Raw genomic sequence first — 15,470 nt, 5'->3', positions numbered from 1 at the left:
TCCTCACTCCTTCCGTTCGATCACGAACACCACCGCGGTGCGGCCCGGTACGCTGAAATGCCCGTCGGCCGCCCGGTAACGCGCCTGCTTCGCCCGCGCATCCGCCGCGCTACCGGCAGCCTGCAGCGGATGCAGGACATAAGCCTTGCCGGCATCGTCCGGCAGCACCAGGGTTTGCGGTTCCGGCGACACGTTCAGCAGGTAAAGCACTTCCGCGAATGCGCCCGCCATTCCGCTTCCGTCCAGGTGCCCGGCGATCACCAGCGGGTTCTGCGCCGGCCCCGCGTTGCGGAAGGCGAGCCTGCGCTGCACCTCGTCCGCGCTGCGCAGCCGGAACAAGGGCGTGCTTGCGCGGATGCGCAGCAGGTCGCGGAAGGCATCGCGCATCCAGGCGATGTCGGCCGGCGACGGCTTGGCGTTCGCATTGCGCAGCACCGGCCGCAGCAGCTCCCAGTCCTTGCCGTTGTCCGGCCGCGGCGGCAGGCCGGCGGCGAAACCGTTATCGCTGTAAGTCCAGTCGAGGCGGTTGAACCAGTCGCCGGAATCGAAGCTGTTGCGGTCCAGCGACTTGCTGCGCAACAGGTCCATGCCGGCATGGAAATAGGGGATGCCCTGGCTGAAGGCGACGAAGGCCGCGCCGAGCAGCTGCACCCGCGCGCGTTCTTCCGAGGTGGTGGCCTGCGGCAGTTTCAGCGCATCGATATCCCACAAGGTCGGGTTGTCGTGGTTCTCGACGTAGTTGACGACTTCGCCCGGTTGGCTGGCGTAACCGGCCTCCATGCCCTTGTAGTCGAGCGCCGACAGCGACGCGACGCGGCCGTCCGCCAGCGGCATGCGGTAGTCGCGCAAGGTGCCGGCAAGTCCCGCGCGCGCAAGGTCGGCGGCGTGCAGGAGCTCGCGGCGGGTGGCCTTGCCGCGCGCGCGCGCGTTCGGCGCATAAGCCAGCCCGTCGAGCAGGCCCTGGTTGGCGACCAGCTCGGCGCCGGAATCGCAGCAACCGCCGCCGCGCAGCGCATCGCGCGCGCGGTCGCTGAAGCTGGCGATGCCGGTACCGTTCAACATGCCCTGCGCGGCCTGCGGGAAACGCGCGCCGTTGGCGATCTCGCCGAAGTTCCAGCCCTCGCCCAGCAGCGGCACGTGGCGGCCCGCCGCCGCATCCGCGGTGCGTTGCACCTCGATCATCGCCGCCCTTGGCTGGTGGCCCATCAGGTCGAAGCGGAACGAATCGATCCGGTACTGCTTCGCCCACAGCGCGACGGAATCGCGCATCAGCCGCGCCATCATCCTGTGTTCGGTCGCGGTGTTGTCGCAGCAGGTCGAGGTCTCGACCCTGCCGTTCGCATCCAGCCGCTGGTAATAGCCGGGCACGATCCGGTCCAGCACCGAGCGCGGCGATTGCCCGGACGCGCTGGTGTGGTTGTAGACCACGTCCATGCCCACGCGCAGGCCGGCCGCGTGCAGCGCCTGCACCATCGCGCGGAATTCGCGGATGCGCACCGCGCCGTCGGCCGCGTCGCTGGCGTAGCTGCCTTCCGGGGCATTGAAGTGGAACGGGTCGTAGCCCCAGTTGAAGCAGTCCCGTGCCGCCACCGCCGTCACCGCGGCCTGTTGCGCCTCGCTGTCGGCGGCGGCCTGCGGGATCGACGGTGTCGCGCACGCGGCTTCCGGCACCGTGGCGAAATCGAACACCGGCAGCAGGTGGATGTCGGTGATGCCGGCCTCGCCCAGTGCACGCAGGTGGCGCATGCCATTGCTGTCGGCATCGGTGAATGCCAGGTACTTGCCGCGGTGCGCCTGCGGCACGCTGGCATCGCCCGCCGAGAAATCGCGCACGTGCAATTCGTAGATCGCCATGTCGGTGTTCGAAGCCAGCGCAGGCGGACGCGGCGCCGTATCCCAGCCGGCGGGCTTCAATGCGGGATCGTCGAGATCGGCGAGATAGCTGCGCGTGGAATCGGTGGTCAGGCTGGTCGAGTACGGGTCGGTGACGCGATTGCGGACGATGCCGGCGCCCGGCACGAACACGTCGACGAGGTAGCTGTAATAGCTGCCGCGCAGGTCGCGGGGCACGCTGCCGGACCACGCGCCGCTGCGCGCCTCGTAGGCCAGCGGCAGCTGTTCGATCGCGGCGGATGCGCCGTCGCGGTAGAGGCAGAGCGAGACCCCGGTCGCGGTCGGTGCCCACAGGCGGAACCGGGTGGCGCCCGCGCCAGGCACGGCACCGAGCGCCTCGCTATCGTCGCCCGCCGGCGCATACAAGGCATCCAGTGCGCCCGGCGTTTGCAGGTAGGTGGCATCGACCACATTGCCCTGCCTGTCCTCGCGCACCAGCAGCAGCTGTCCACGCAGCAATCCGCGCAGCGCGGCCTTGGCGGCATCGGGGATCGCCAGGGTGGCGCCAGCGCCGATGTAGGCGAAGCGCCCGGCGACGGCCTCCGGCACGTCGCTGGCCGGCGCCAACGCGAACGTTTGCATGGCGCTTGCCAACGGTTTGCCGCGGCTGATGCGCAAGCCTGCCGTGTTCGACGCCAGCAGCCGATAGCGCGCTTCGCCGGCCTGTCCCGGCCAGCGGATCAGCGCATCGTCAAGCCAGTACGCACGCGCATCGGTGGCGGCATGCGCGACCGGCTGCAGGACACGCATGCCGTCGCCATCGCAGTCGGCGGCCGTCGCGCGGGCGTGACCGCCAACGGCCAGCAGCAATGCGAAGGCCATTCGCATGCCGCGCATCGCCTCGCTCACCCGAGGATGGCGTAGGCGGCGCCGCGTGGCGGGAAATGCAGCGCGCCGTCGCGCAGGCTGGCCGCATCGGCGCCTGGTGCCGGCAGCAGTTCGATTCCGGCGGGAGCCGTCCATGCGACCGGATCCGGCGAGAGGTTGAAGGCCACCAGCAGGCGCTGGCCGTCGTGCTCGCGGACGAAGGCGAGGACCTGCGCCGGCGCGTCGAGGAAGCGGATCGCGCCTTCGACCAGCGCGGGTTGCGACTTGCGCCAGTGCAGGAACGCGCGCGCGGCGTTCAGCACCGAGGCCGGGTTCGCCGACTGGGCCGCCACGTTGCGCGCGATGTGCGCCGCGGGCACCGGCAACCACGGCTTGGCGCTGCTGAAGCCGGCCTGCGCGCGGTCGCTCCAGGGCATCGGCGTGCGGCAACCGTCGCGGCCCTTGAAGTTCGGCCAGAACGCCTTGCCGTAGGGATCCTGCAGCGCCTCGTACGGGACGTCGGCCTCGGGCAGGCCGAGTTCCTCGCCCTGGTAGAGGCAGACCGATCCGCGCAACGAGCAGACCAGCGCGACCAGCTGCTTCGCATGCGCATCGCCGGCCTCGCCGTTGCCCCAGCGCGTCACCGCGCGCTGCACGTCGTGGTTGGAGATCGCCCAGCACGGCCAGCCGTCCTGCAATTTCGATTCCAGCGCCTCGACCGTGCCGCGGATGTGCGCGGCCGAACCGTCGTCGGTCAGCAGCTCGAAGCTGTAGCCCATGTGCAGCCGGTGCGGCTGCACGTATTCGACCATGGTCGCCAGCGAATCGTCGGAGGAAATCTCGCCCAGCGCGGCGACGTCCGCATAGCCGTCCATCAAGCGGCGCACGTCCTCGAGGAAGGCGAGGTTCTCGGGGCGGGTGTTGTTGTAGGTGTGGTACTGGAATGCGTAGGGATTGTCGGGACTGAAGCCGCGCCCCTGGCGCAGTTCCATCGGCTTGGCCGGGTTGTCGCGCAGCTGCGCGTCGTGGAACGGGAAGTTGATCGAATCCAGGCGGAAGCCGTCCATGCCGCGTTCCAGCCAGAAACGCAGGTTGTCGAGCTGCGCGGCGCGCACCTCCGCCGAGTGGAAGTTGAGCTGCGGCTGCGAACTGAGGAAATTGTGCAGGTAGTACTGGCGCCGGCGCGGATCCCAGGTCCAGGCCACGCCGCCGAAGATCGACAGCCAGTTGTTGGGCGGGCTGCCATCGGGCCTGGCATCGGCCCACACGAACCAGTCGGCCTTCGGGTTGTCGCGGTCCTGCCGGCTTTCCACGAACCACGGATGCTCGATCGAGCAATGGCTGGGCACCTGGTCGACCATCACCTTCAGCCCGCGCGCATGCGCCTCGCGCAGCAGGCGGTCGAAGTCTTCGAGCGTGCCGAACAGCGGATCCACGTCGCGGTAGTCGGCGATGTCGTAGCCGAAGTCGGCCATCGGCGACTTGAAGAACGGCGAGATCCAGATCGCGTCCACGCCGAGCGAAGCGATGTAGTCGAGGCGGTCGACGATGCCCGGCAAGTCGCCGACGCCATCGCCATCCGTGTCGAGGAAGCTGCGCGGGTAGACCTGGTAGATCACCGCGCCGCGCCACCATTGCTGTCCGCTCATCCCCGCCCCAAGCCGCATTTCAGGCCGCGACTATGCCGCGACGTGCGCATGGATCGGAACCCGCGCGGGCATGCGATCCGCTTGAATACGTTTGCATGCGCGAAACAGCCCGGATATGCCGCGCTGCATCAAGACGAACGCATGCCGCAGCCCCACACTCCATGCACTTCATGCAACGCGAGTGCGAGGAAACGATGAGTCGAAAGCCGCAACTGTCGTTCTGGCAGATCTGGAACATGTGCTTCGGCTTCCTCGGCATCCAGTTCGGCTTCGCCCTGCAGAACGCCAACGTCAGCCGCATCTTCCAGACCCTGGGCGCGGAGATGGATTCGCTGCCGGGGCTGTGGATCGCCGCGCCGCTGACCGGCCTGGTCGTGCAGCCGATCATCGGCTACATGTCCGACCGCACCTGGACCGGACTGGGCCGGCGCCGCCCGTATTTCCTCGCCGGCGCGGTGCTGGCCTCGCTCGCGCTGCTGTTCATGCCGGACTCGCCGAGCCTGTGGATCGCGGCAGGCACGTTATGGGTGCTGGATGCCTCGATCAACGTCTCGATGGAGCCGTTCCGCGCCTTCGTCGGCGACCAGTTGCCGGTCTCACAGCGCGCCAAGGGCTATGCGATGCAGAGCTTCTTCATCGGCGTCGGCTCGGTGGTCGCCAGCATGCTGCCGTGGATGCTCGAAAAATTCGGCGTGGCCAACACCGCCGATGCCGGACAGGTGCCGGACACCGTGCGCTACGCCTTCTATGCCGGTGCCGGCGTGCTGTTGGGCGCGATCGCGTGGACGGTGCTGCGCACCCGCGAATACCCGCCGGAAACCCTGCATGCCTACGACGAAGCCGCGCCGCTGGACCGCGCGCCGCTGGATCGCGCGCGCGCCACCCGCTTCGGCCTGCTGTGGCTGTGCATCGGCGCGTTCGGCCTGGCCGGCGTTGCCTGGCAAGGCCTGCCGCGCGAGCTGTACCTGCTCGGCGCCTTGCTCGCGGCATACGGCATCGCCCTGCTCGCGCTGGGCATGGTCGGCCGCGACAACGGCTTCTCGCACGTGATGCACGACATCTACGCGATGCCGGCCACCATGCGCCGGCTCGCGGTCGTGCAGTTCTTCTCGTGGTTCGCGCTGTTCGCGATGTGGATCTACACCACCGCCACCGTGACCTCGGTCTACTACGGCACCACCGACACCGCATCGGCGGCGTACAACACCGGCGCCAACTGGGTCGGCGTGCTGTTCGCCGCCTACAACGGCTTCGCCGCGCTCGCCGCCATCGCGATCCCGTTCATGGCCAGCCGCCTCGGCCTGCGCAAGAGCCACCTGGTCAACGTCGCGCTGGGCGGGCTTGGCCTGGCCTCGCTGCCGTTCATGCCGAACGAGGACTGGCTGATCCTGTCGATGGTCGGCGTCGGCTTCGCCTGGGCCTCGATCCTGTCGCTGCCGTATGCGCTGCTGTCCGACAGCCTGCCCGCGCAGAAGATGGGCGTGTACATGGGCATCTTCAATTTCTTCATCGTCATCCCGCAGTTGGTCGCGGTGGCGACGCTGGGCTACATCCTCAAGCACGTGTTCGCCGACGACCCGTCGAAGATCCTGGTGATGGGCGGCATCAGCATGCTGGTGGCCGGCCTGTGCGTGCTGCGCGTGCCCGAGCCCGCCGCGCACGCGGCCTGACGGAGCCGACTGCATGCGCATCGCCATCGCCCCGCTCGCCGCCGCCATCGCCCTAGCGGTCGCCGCTTGCAGCCCCGCGCCGACCACGCCCAAGGCCGATGCCAAGGCCGCCACTGCCGCGCTGCCGGACTACTACGGCACGCTGGAACCCATGGCCAGCGACGCGGTGTACTTCGTGCTCACCGACCGCTTCGTCAATGGCGATACGTCCAACGACCAGCGCGAGCAGGGCAAGGCGAAGGGCGATGCGTTCTACACCTTCGATCGCCCGGTGCCCGGTGCGCCTGCCGGCAAGCACGACAACATCGGTTACCTGGGCGGCGACTTCAAGGGCATCGCCGACCACGCGCAGTACATCCGCGACATGGGCTTCGGCGCGGTGTGGATCACCCCCATCGTCGACCAGCCGGACGAAGCCTTCACCGGCGGCGAACCCGCCAAGTGGGGAGGCTTCTGGACCGATGGCGGCAAGACCGGCTACCACGGTTACTGGGGCGTCAACTTCTACCGGCTCGACGAACACCTGCCCTCGCCCGGCCTGGATTTCCGCGCACTGACCAAGACGCTGCGCGCGCATGGCTTGAAGACCGTGCTGGACATCGTGGCCAACCACGGTTCGCCCGCCTACACGATGCCCGTGGACCAGCCGAAGTTCGGCGAGATCTACGACGGCGGCGGCAAGCTGATCGCCGACCACATGAACCTGCCGCCGGACAAACTGGACCCGAACAACCCGCTGAACGCGTTCTACAACCGCAAGGCCGGCATCGCCCAGCTGTCCGACCTCAACGAAAACGACCCGCGCATGCTGCCCTACCTGCTGGGCGCGTACCAACAATGGATCGACCAGGGCGCCGATGCGTTCCGCATCGACACCATCGGCTGGCTGCCGCACACGTTCTGGCATGCGTTCACGCAGAAGATCCGCGAGAAGCATCCGGGCTTCTTCATGTTCGGCGAAGCCTTCGACTACGACGCGAACAAGATCGCCGAACACACCTGGGCGGAGAACGCCAACGTCAGCGTGCTCGATTTCCCGCTGAAGCAGGCGCTGGCTAGCCTGTTCGAGAAGCCCGCGGGCGACTTCGCCACGCTGGCGGAACCGCTGCACCTGACCGGTGGCCCGTACGCGAACCCGTACGAGCTGATGACCTTCTACGACAACCACGACATGCCGCGCATGAATGCCGGCGACAACGGCTTCATCGACGCCAACAACTGGCTGTTCACCGCGCGCGGCATCCCGGTGATCTACTACGGCTCGGAAATCGGCTTCGAACGCGGCGCCGCGGAGCACGCGGGCAACCGCAACTACTTCGGCGTCGAAGGCATCGCCGCGGCGAAGACGCATCCCATCCATGCGGCGCTCGCGCGCATCGCGAAGGTGCGCGCGGCCTCGCCAGCGTTGCAGCGCGGCCTGCAGGTCAACCTGGAACTGAAGGGCGACCGCGCGGCGTTCTACCGGGTCTACCAGCATGGCGGCGAGCACCAGCTCGCATTGGTGCTGCTGAACAAGGGCGATGCGCCGCAGGACTTCGCCATCGACGCCATGCTGCAGGCGGGCCGCTGGCGGTCGGCACTGGACGAGGGGGCGATCGACGTCGCCCGCGGCAGCTCGCTCAAAACCCGCGTGCCGGGGCATGGGGTACAGGTGTACCTGCTCGATGCCGCAGTCAGCGATCCTGGGTTGCTGGCGGCGCTGGACGCCGCGATGGCCGGCGCACGCCGACCGCAATAAATCGTCTCAGCCGCCGCTGGAGGCGCGGACCTGCAGGGTCGGCGCCATGGTGATGCTTTGCGCGGGCTGGTCGCGCACCAGTTGCAGCAGGGTGTCCACCAGCAACTCGCCGGCCTTCGAAGTGTCCTGCACCACCGTGCTCAGCGGCGGGTTGGAGAAGCGCGCCATCGGCGTGCCGTCGAAGCCGACCACCGCCACGTCTTCCGGAATCCGCAAGCCGGCCTCCTTCAACGCATGCATCGCGCCGAGCGCGATCAGGTCGCTGGCGGCGAAGATCGCGTCGAACGGCAGGCCGCGCGCGATCAGCACCTGCGCCGCCTCGTAGCCGGCCTGCTCGGTGCTGTCGGCATCGACCTGCAGGGCCGGATTCATGCGCAGGCCCACTTCGCGCAACGCGGCGTCGCAGCCGCAGTAGCGGGCGAAGAATTCGGGGAAATGGGTGGAGGCATCGCCGAGGAAGGCCACTTTCTTGCGCCCCTGGGCGACCAGGTGGCGGCCTGCCAGCGCCCCGCCTTCGGCATTGTCGCAACCGATGGAGATGCCCGGCTGGCCCTGCAGCACCGGCCCCCAGCGCACGAAATGCGTGCCCTGCGCCACCAGGTGCGCGAGCTTGCTCTCGTAGGCCAGGTAGTCGCCGTAACCGAGCAGGATCAGGCCATCGGCCTTCATGCTGTCCTCGTAATCCGCATGCCAGTCGTCCGACAGTTGCTGGAACGAGACCAGCAGGTCGTGCCCGTGGCGCGCGCAGGCGCGGGTGATCGAGCCCAGCATCGACAGGAAGAACGGGTTGATGTGCGAATCGTCCGGGGTGGGATCCTCGAACAGCAGCAGCGCCAGCGTGCCGGAGCGCTGGGTGCGCAGGCTGGAGGCGTGGCGGTCGACCTTGTAGTTGAGCTCCTTCACCGCCTCCTCGACCCGCCTGCGGGTCTCCGCGTTGACCAGCGGGCTGCCGCGCAGCACGCGCGACACGGTGGCCTGGGACACGCCCGCGCGATGGGCGATGTCCATCGAGGTGGCCTTGGTCTTCTTCTTCGCGCGGGTGGGCGATTGCATCGTCGCAGTGTGCTATCGGCCCGCGTGCGAATACAAGGCGAATCGAAGGCGAGGACGAACCCGCCCTTGGCCGGCTTTCCTAAGGCATGCGCCCGGAAGGGTGAGCCGGCGCCGCCTGCGAAGCGCAGCTTCGCGCGCGGCGAACGCCCGAGCGCTGCGCGCGAGGGCCGGCAATCCGACGGTGTAACAAAAAAAACCGGCCCTGAGGCCGGCTTTTCAAAGGTGGCGCGCCCGGAAGGGTGAGCCGGCGCCGCCTGCGAAGCGCAGCTTCGCGCGCAGCGAACGCCCGAGCGCTGCGCGCGAGGGCCGGCAATCCGACGGTGCAACAAAAAAAGCCGGCCCTGAGGCCGGCTTTTCAAAGGTGGCGCGCCCGGAAGGATTCGAACCTCCGACCCCCAAGTTCGTAGCCTGGTGCTCTATCCAACTGAGCTACGGGCGCAGAAGCGGAATTATGCCGGTTCAACGAAACATCCGTCAATCGCGGCGTGTTGCAACGCATGAACAACCAAGTGGCGGAGACTGAGGGATTCGAACCCTCGATGGAGCTTTTGACCCCATACTCCCTTAGCAGGGGAGCCCCTTCGGCCTCTCGGGCAAGTCTCCGAGGCTGTTCAAGCGAGCGCGAAGAATACAGGCTGCGCCGTGATACGGCAACGCGCCGGTGACAACCGACTTCAGGGGGTTTCGTCGCCGGCCTTGCCGTCGTCGTTCTGGATGCGCTGGTAAATCTCTTCGCGATGCACGGCCACATCCTTGGGCGCGGTAATGCCGATCCGCACCTGGTTGCCCTTGACGCCGAGCACCGTGACCGTGATCGCATCGCCGATCATCAGCGTTTCGCCCACCCGTCGTGTCAGGATCAGCATCGCGCAACTCCCATGTCGCTTGATCGGTTCCGCGTTGCCCCCTGCATGCGGATACCGGTACTTCCAGTCCCACGGATGATACGAGGCTTCATTCAGCTTTCACAAGCAGGCCAGACGCCCATTCAGCCCATGCGGCCCCGTATCCAGGCCGGTACCCCGTCCAGCGCAGCGACCAGGGCCGGACCATCGTCTCCGCCGCCCTGCGCCATGTCCGGACGGCCACCGCCCTTGCCGTTGATCTGACCGGCGACCATGCCCAGCAGTTCCCCGGCCTTGATCCTGCCAGCCGCGGCGCCGCTGACGCCGGCCACCAGCGCCGCCTTGCCGCCATCGGTACCGGCCAGCACGACCACGGCATCGCCCAGCTGCTGCTTGAGCCGGTCCATCGCGTCGCGCAGGGCCTTGGCGTCGAAGCCTTCCAGCCGCGCCGCCAATACCTTGATCCCGCCGACGTCCTGCGCCTGCGAGGCCAGGTCGCTGGTCGCGCCCGACGCAGCCTTCGCCTTCAGCGCTTCCAGTTCGCGTTCCAGCTTCTTCTGGCGGTCGAGCAGGCCGCGCAGCTTGTCGCCGACGTCGCCGGCGGTGCCGCCGAGCAACGCCGCCGCTTCGCCCAGCCTGCGCTCCTCCTCGGCCACGTAGTCCAGCGCGCCCTGCCCGGTCAGCGCCTCGATCCGGCGCACGCCGGCGGACACGCCGCCCTCGGAGACGATCTTGAACAGGCCGATGTCGCCGGTGCGGCCGACATGGGTGCCGCCGCAGAGTTCGGTCGAGGTCGGGCCGAAGCGCAGCACCCGCACTTCCTCGCCGTACTTCTCGCCGAACAGCGCCATCGCGCCGAAATCGAGGGCGTCCTGCATGCCCATGTGGCGCACTTCGCCCTCGTGGTTGGCGCGCACTTCGGCGTTGACCCGGCGCTCGATGTCCGCGAGTTCCGCCGCGGTCATCGGCTGGAAATGCGAGAAGTCGAAGCGCAGGCGGTCCGGCGCGACCAGCGAACCCTTCTGCTGCACATGGGTGCCCAGCACGTTGCGCAGGGCGGCGTGCAGCAGGTGGGTGGCGCTGTGGTTGAGGATGGTGGCGCCGCGGCGCGCGGCATCGACCGACGCGACCAGCTTGTCGCCCTTCTTCAGCGTGCCGGCCGACAGCGTGCCGACATGGCCATGGAACTGGCCGGCGAGCTTCAAGGTGTCATCGACCACGAAGCGCACGCCCTGCTCGTCCAACTCGCCGGTGTCGCCGACCTGGCCGCCGGATTCGGCATAGAACGGGGTGGCATCGAGGATGACGATGGCTTCGTCGCCGGCATCGATGGCATCCACCGGCTTGCCGTCCTTCAGCAGGGCGATGACCTGCAGGCCGCCCGCGGCCAGCGATTCGTAGCCGAGGAACTTCGTCGGCGTCAGTTGCGCGACGAGTTCCGCCGGCAACACGGTGCCGCCACCGAACTTGCCGGCGGCGCGCGCGGTCTCCTTCTGCTGCGCCATCGCCGCATCGAAACCGGCCACGTCGACCGACATGCCGCGCTCGCGCGCCATGTCCTGGGTGAGGTCGAGCGGGAAGCCGTAGGTGTCGTACAGGCGGAAGGCGTCGACGCCGGGGATGGTGTCGCCGGACTTCGCCGCGACCTCGTTGAAGATGCGCATGCCGGAATCCAGCGTTTCGGCGAAGCGTTCTTCCTCGGCCTTCAAGGCGCGCTCGGCGGTGGCGCGGCCTTCGCGCAGCACCGGGTAGGCCTCGCCCATCAGCGCATCCAACGTCGCGACCAGCTTGTGGAAGAACGGTTCGCGCACGCCCAGCATCCAGCCGTGGCGCAGCGCGCGGCGGATGATCCGGCGCAGCACGTAGCCGCGGCCTTCGTTCGAGGGCAGCACGCCGTCGACGATCAGGAACGCGCTGGCGCGAATGTGGTCGGCGATCACCCGCAGCGACTTGTTGTCGAGGTCGGCGGTGCCGGTGAGCTCGGCGGCGTGCTTGATGAGCGCCTGGAACAGGTCGATCTCGTAGTTGGAATGCACGTGTTGCAGGATCGCGGTGATGCGCTCCAGGCCCATGCCGGTGTCCACGCAGGGCGCCGGCAGCGGGGTGAGCGTGCCGTCCGCGGCGCGGTCGAACTGCATGAACACGTTGTTCCAGATCTCGATGTAGCGGTCGCCGTCCTCGTCGGGCGAGCCGGGCGGGCCGCCGAAGTGCGCCGGGCCGTGGTCGTAGAAGATTTCCGAGCACGGGCCGCAGGGGCCGGTATCGGCCATCTGCCAGAAGTTGTCGCTGGCGAACGGCGCGCCCTTGTTGTCGCCGATGCGGATGATCCGCTCCGGCGGCAGGCCGATGTCGTTCAACCAGATGGCGTAAGCCTCGTCGTCGGTGTGGTAGACGGTGGCCAGCAGGCGCTCCGGGGGCAGCTTCCAGACCTGGGTCAGCAGTTCCCAGGCCCAGGCGATGGCCTCTTTCTTGAAATAGTCGCCGAACGACCAGTTGCCGAGCATTTCGAAGAAGGTGTGGTGGCGCGCGGTGTAGCCCACCGAGTCCAGGTCGTTGTGCTTGCCGCCCGCGCGCAGGCAGCGCTGCACGTCCGCCGCGCGCACGTAGCTGCGCTTCTCCGCGCCCAGGAACACGTCCTTGAACTGGACCATGCCGGAATTGGTGAACAGCAGGGTCGGGTCGTTGCCCGGCACCAGCGGCGCCGACGGAACGATGGTGTGGCCCTTGGAGGCGAAGAAATCGAGGAAATCCCGGCGGATGTCGGAGGTGGTTTTCATCTGGGCATCGAGTGAGGGCGGGCGCCATGCGAAGCGCCGCGATCCCGTCACGATGCGGGCGCGGAACCGAGTTGGCAACCCAATCGCGCGATTCTACAGGCCGCAGCCAGCCTCAGTCCCCATCGTCCGAATCCTGCAGGGCGGCCTTGGCCAGCGACATGGCGAAGCCGCGCCGCAGCAGCAGGTCGAGCGCCTTGCGCCGTTGCCCCGCGTCGGATCGGTCCAGAACGCCGAAGCGGCGTCGCAGCAGGTCCCGTGCGGCACCGATCCAACCGTCCTGGTATGCCTCCATGGCCGCCGAGACAGCGTCCGTACCCAGGCCATGGGTTCCGAGCTCGGCGCGGATCCAGCCAGGGCCATAGCCGGCGGAAGCACGGCTGCGCACCACGGATTCGGCGAACCGGGCGTCGTCCTGCCAGCCCGCCTCGGCGAGCTTGTCGATGACGGCGGCGGCCTCGGCGCTCTCGACGCCGCGGCCCGTGAGTTTGCGCGCAAGCTCCTTGCGCGAATGCTCGCGCCGGGTCAACAGGCCCAGCGCGCGCGCAGTCGGTGATGGCTCCGGGCGATGGCGGCGCCTACGCGCTGACGAGGACGTTTCGTCGCCACCACCGCCCGGCACCGTCATTCGTCGCGGCCTTCGTCCCGCGATGCTTCTTCCGGCACGAACTGCTCGCGCAGGGCGGCTTCCAGCTTCTGCGCCGCAGCCGGGTTCTCCTTGAGGTACTGGCGGGCGTTTTCCTTGCCCTGGCCGATGCGCTCGCCGTCGTAGCTGTACCAGGCGCCGGCCTTCTCGACCAGCTTGGCGTCCACGCCCATGTCGATCAGTTCGCCCTCGCGGCTGATGCCCTCGCCGTACAGGATCTCGGTGACCACCTGCTTGAACGGCGGCGCCAGCTTGTTCTTGACCACCTTGATCCGGGTCTGGTTGCCGATGATCTCGTCGCCCTTCTTGATCGAGCCGATGCGGCGGATGTCCAGGCGCACCGAGGCGTAGAACTTCAGCGCATTGCCGCCGGTGGTGGTCTCCGGGCTCTGGCCGGGCATCATGATGCCGATCTTCATGCGCAGCTGGTTGATGAAGAACACCATGCAGTTGCTGCGCTTGATGTTGCCGGTCAGCTTGCGCAGGGCCTGGCTCATCAGGCGTGCCTGCAGGCCGGGCAGCTGGTCGCCCATCTCGCCCTCGATTTCCGCCTTCGGGGTCAGGGCGGCGACCGAGTCGATCACCACCATGTCGACGGCATTCGAACGCACCAGCATGTCGGCGATCTCCAGCGCCTGCTCGCCGGTATCCGGCTGCGACAGGTACAACTCGTCCAGGTTCACCCCCAGCTTCTGCGCATAGACCGGATCCAGCGCGTGCTCCGCGTCGATGAAGGCGCAGGTGCCGCCGGCCTTCTGGCACTGGGCGATGGTCTGCAGGGTCAGGGTGGTCTTGCCGGAGGATTCCGGGCCGTAGATCTCGACCACGCGGCCCTTGGGCAGGCCGCCGATGCCCAGCGCGATGTCCAGCATCAGCGAGCCGGTGCCGATGGTCTCCACCGCTTCCACGGTGCGGTCGCCCATGCGCATCACCGAACCCTTGCCGAACTGCTTCTCGATCTGGCCCAGGGCCGCCGCCAGCGCGCGCTTCTTGTTCTCGTCCATCGTGGTGTTCCTCAAGGTCGTTGAATCCGGGATGTGGGCAGGTTAGGCGGGGCGCATCGCAAAAGCTGCGACGCCGCGCGCCGTGCGATCAGACTGCCGATGGACGATGCCCACGGGCATCGGGGAATGCCGCGGCCGCGGCTGCGACTTGTGCGCGTCACGCATTCGGGCGCACCAGGCCGCAGTACAGGCCTTCGATGGCGAAGTCCTGGCCGGGCTGCACCTCGATCGGCGCGTAATCCGGATTGCGCGGCAGCAGGCGGATGCGGCCCTGGCCGATCTTCAGCAGCTTGACCGTGATCTCGTCGTCGATGCGGGCGATCACCACTTGCCCGCTGCGCGCATCGGAAGTGCGGTGCACGCCGATCAGGTCGCCGTCGAAGATGCCTTCGTCGCGCATCGAATCGCCCTTCACCTTCAGCAGGTAGTCCGGCGCCGGCGAAAAGAAGGTGCGGTCCATCAGCACCACCTGCTCGCTGCCGATGTCGGCGCCGATCGGCACGCCGGCGGCGACCTGCCCCAGTACCGGCAGTTGCAGGACATCGTCGTTGGTCGGCAGCGGCAACTGCTGCGGACCCTCCGGAAGTTGCAGCAGGCGCAGGCTGCGCGCGCGCCCGGGGCTGCGCTCGACGATGCCGGCGGCTTCCAGCGCCTCCAGGTGGTACTGCGCGGCGCGCACCCCCTTGAAGCCGAAGGCGCGGGCGATTTCCGCCTGCGAGGGGGCGAAGCCGTCCGCCTCGATGCGCTCGGCGATGAAGGCGTGGATGTTGCGCTGGGTATCGGTCAGGTTCATGGTTAGTAGTAATACTACTAACGAATTTGGCCGTCAACACCCTCCCCCGGATTTCAGGCCAGCTGGTGCTCCAGCCCGCGCAAGGCCGCCGCCACGGTCTGCCGGCGCACCGCGTCGCGGTCGCCTTCGAAGTGGAAGACTTCGGCGCGCGGGTAGCCGCCACGCCGCTTCCAGGCGACCCACACGGTGCCGACCGGCTTGTCCTCGGTGCCGCCGCCCGGGCCGGCGATGCCGGTCACCGCCACCGCGATGCCGGCGCCGGAGTGCACCAGCGCACCGGAGACCATTTCGATCACGGTTTCGCGGCTGACCGCGCCATGCACTTCCAGCGTGTGCGGGTTGACCCCCAGCATCGCCTGCTTGGCTTCGTAGCTGTAGACGGCCATGCCGCAATCGAACCAGGCCGAGGAGCCGGCGACATCGGTCACCGCCTTGGCGATCCAGCCGCCGGTGCAGCTTTCGGCGGTGACCAGCATCTGCCGCGCGGCCAGCAGGCGCGCGCCGGTGGCCTGCGAAAGCGCGTCGAGTTCGGCATCGGTGGGAACGATCGTCATCGTGGGTTCGCCGCGGGAAGTGCAGGCGTTGTAGCGCATGCCCG

General features: G+C 68.2%; 11 protein-coding genes and 2 tRNA genes. 2 read left to right on the top strand and 11 right to left on the bottom strand.

Annotated features, from left to right (window positions below):
- Positions 1-3: 3 nt before the first annotated feature.
- Entirely contained in the window at positions 4-2,721 is a 2,718-nt protein-coding gene (gene pulA / locus FHQ07_RS13675; protein WP_240703504.1) for a pullulanase-type alpha-1,6-glucosidase, read from the bottom strand.
- Between the two features lie 17 nt (positions 2,722-2,738).
- Entirely contained in the window at positions 2,739-4,349 is a 1,611-nt protein-coding gene (locus FHQ07_RS13670; RefSeq protein WP_139717580.1) for an alpha-glucosidase family protein, read from the bottom strand.
- Between the two features lie 194 nt (positions 4,350-4,543).
- Between FHQ07_RS13670 and FHQ07_RS13665 the strand changes: the two genes are divergently transcribed.
- Together FHQ07_RS13665 and FHQ07_RS13660 are read left to right on the top strand one after the other, a co-directional pair.
- A complete protein-coding gene (locus FHQ07_RS13665) occupies positions 4,544-6,019 on the top strand; it encodes an MFS transporter (protein ID WP_139717578.1) in 1,476 nt (491 codons plus the stop codon).
- Positions 6,020-6,170: 151 nt separating this feature from the next.
- Positions 6,171-7,757: an alpha-amylase family glycosyl hydrolase gene (locus FHQ07_RS13660; protein WP_240703615.1), complete on the top strand. Its 1,587-nt coding sequence runs from the start codon at positions 6,171-6,173 to the stop codon at positions 7,755-7,757.
- A 6-nt stretch (positions 7,758-7,763) separates the two neighbouring features.
- Here the strand turns inward: FHQ07_RS13660 and FHQ07_RS13655 are convergent, their stop codons facing one another.
- The 9 genes from FHQ07_RS13655 to FHQ07_RS13615 all read right to left on the bottom strand — a co-directional run bounded on the left by FHQ07_RS13655 (position 7,764) and on the right by FHQ07_RS13615 (position 15,426).
- Complete coding sequence (locus FHQ07_RS13655) at positions 7,764-8,810, bottom strand: LacI family DNA-binding transcriptional regulator (RefSeq protein WP_139717574.1); 1,047 nt, start codon at positions 8,808-8,810, stop codon at positions 7,764-7,766.
- Positions 8,811-9,172: 362 nt separating this feature from the next.
- A tRNA-Arg gene (locus tag FHQ07_RS13650) sits at positions 9,173-9,249 on the bottom strand.
- Between the two features lie 71 nt (positions 9,250-9,320).
- A tRNA-Ser gene (locus tag FHQ07_RS13645) sits at positions 9,321-9,413 on the bottom strand.
- A 71-nt stretch (positions 9,414-9,484) separates the two neighbouring features.
- Positions 9,485-9,676: a carbon storage regulator CsrA gene (gene csrA / locus FHQ07_RS13640; RefSeq protein ID WP_139717572.1), complete on the bottom strand. Its 192-nt coding sequence runs from the start codon at positions 9,674-9,676 to the stop codon at positions 9,485-9,487.
- 122 nt (positions 9,677-9,798) lie between these two features.
- Positions 9,799-12,432: an alanine--tRNA ligase gene (alaS, locus tag FHQ07_RS13635; protein WP_139717569.1), complete on the bottom strand. Its 2,634-nt coding sequence runs from the start codon at positions 12,430-12,432 to the stop codon at positions 9,799-9,801.
- 112 nt (positions 12,433-12,544) lie between these two features.
- The gene (locus tag FHQ07_RS13630) at positions 12,545-13,057 is read right to left on the bottom strand and encodes a regulatory protein RecX (protein WP_139717567.1); all 513 of its coding nucleotides are present in this window, start codon (positions 13,055-13,057) and stop codon (positions 12,545-12,547) included.
- The gene (gene recA, locus FHQ07_RS13625) at positions 13,054-14,079 is read right to left on the bottom strand and encodes a recombinase RecA (RefSeq protein WP_139717565.1); all 1,026 of its coding nucleotides are present in this window, start codon (positions 14,077-14,079) and stop codon (positions 13,054-13,056) included. The genes FHQ07_RS13630 and recA overlap by 4 nt, the downstream gene beginning before the upstream one ends.
- 157 nt (positions 14,080-14,236) lie before the next feature.
- A complete protein-coding gene (gene lexA, locus FHQ07_RS13620) occupies positions 14,237-14,872 on the bottom strand; it encodes a transcriptional repressor LexA (protein WP_139717563.1) in 636 nt (211 codons plus the stop codon).
- A 53-nt stretch (positions 14,873-14,925) separates the two neighbouring features.
- A complete protein-coding gene (locus FHQ07_RS13615; RefSeq protein WP_139717561.1) occupies positions 14,926-15,426 on the bottom strand; it encodes a CinA family protein in 501 nt (166 codons plus the stop codon).
- Positions 15,427-15,470 lie beyond the last annotated feature (44 nt).

Source organism: Thermomonas aquatica (genome assembly GCF_006337105.1).
Classification (GTDB): Bacteria; Pseudomonadota; Gammaproteobacteria; order Xanthomonadales; family Xanthomonadaceae; genus Thermomonas; species Thermomonas aquatica.
Note: the sequence above shows the minus strand (reverse complement) of the source record. Positions and strands in the feature narration are given on the sequence as shown.

Excerpts from the sequence above, each read along its gene's own strand:
- pulA (WP_240703504.1), bottom strand. The coding sequence starts at position 2,721 with ATGCGAATGGCCTTCGCATTGCTGCTGGCCGTTGGCGGTCACGCCCGC.
- FHQ07_RS13670 (WP_139717580.1), bottom strand. The coding sequence starts at position 4,349 with ATGAGCGGACAGCAATGGTGGCGCGGCGCGGTGATCTACCAGGTCTAC.
- FHQ07_RS13665 (WP_139717578.1), top strand. The coding sequence starts at position 4,544 with ATGAGTCGAAAGCCGCAACTGTCGTTCTGGCAGATCTGGAACATGTGC.
- FHQ07_RS13660 (WP_240703615.1), top strand. The coding sequence starts at position 6,171 with ATGGCCAGCGACGCGGTGTACTTCGTGCTCACCGACCGCTTCGTCAAT.
- FHQ07_RS13655 (WP_139717574.1), bottom strand. The coding sequence starts at position 8,810 with ATGCAATCGCCCACCCGCGCGAAGAAGAAGACCAAGGCCACCTCGATG.
- csrA (WP_139717572.1), bottom strand. The coding sequence starts at position 9,676 with ATGCTGATCCTGACACGACGGGTGGGCGAAACGCTGATGATCGGCGAT.
- alaS (WP_139717569.1), bottom strand. The coding sequence starts at position 12,432 with ATGAAAACCACCTCCGACATCCGCCGGGATTTCCTCGATTTCTTCGCC.
- FHQ07_RS13630 (WP_139717567.1), bottom strand. The coding sequence starts at position 13,057 with ATGACGGTGCCGGGCGGTGGTGGCGACGAAACGTCCTCGTCAGCGCGT.
- recA (WP_139717565.1), bottom strand. The coding sequence starts at position 14,079 with ATGGACGAGAACAAGAAGCGCGCGCTGGCGGCGGCCCTGGGCCAGATC.
- lexA (WP_139717563.1), bottom strand. The coding sequence starts at position 14,872 with ATGAACCTGACCGATACCCAGCGCAACATCCACGCCTTCATCGCCGAG.
- FHQ07_RS13615 (WP_139717561.1), bottom strand. The coding sequence starts at position 15,426 with ATGACGATCGTTCCCACCGATGCCGAACTCGACGCGCTTTCGCAGGCC.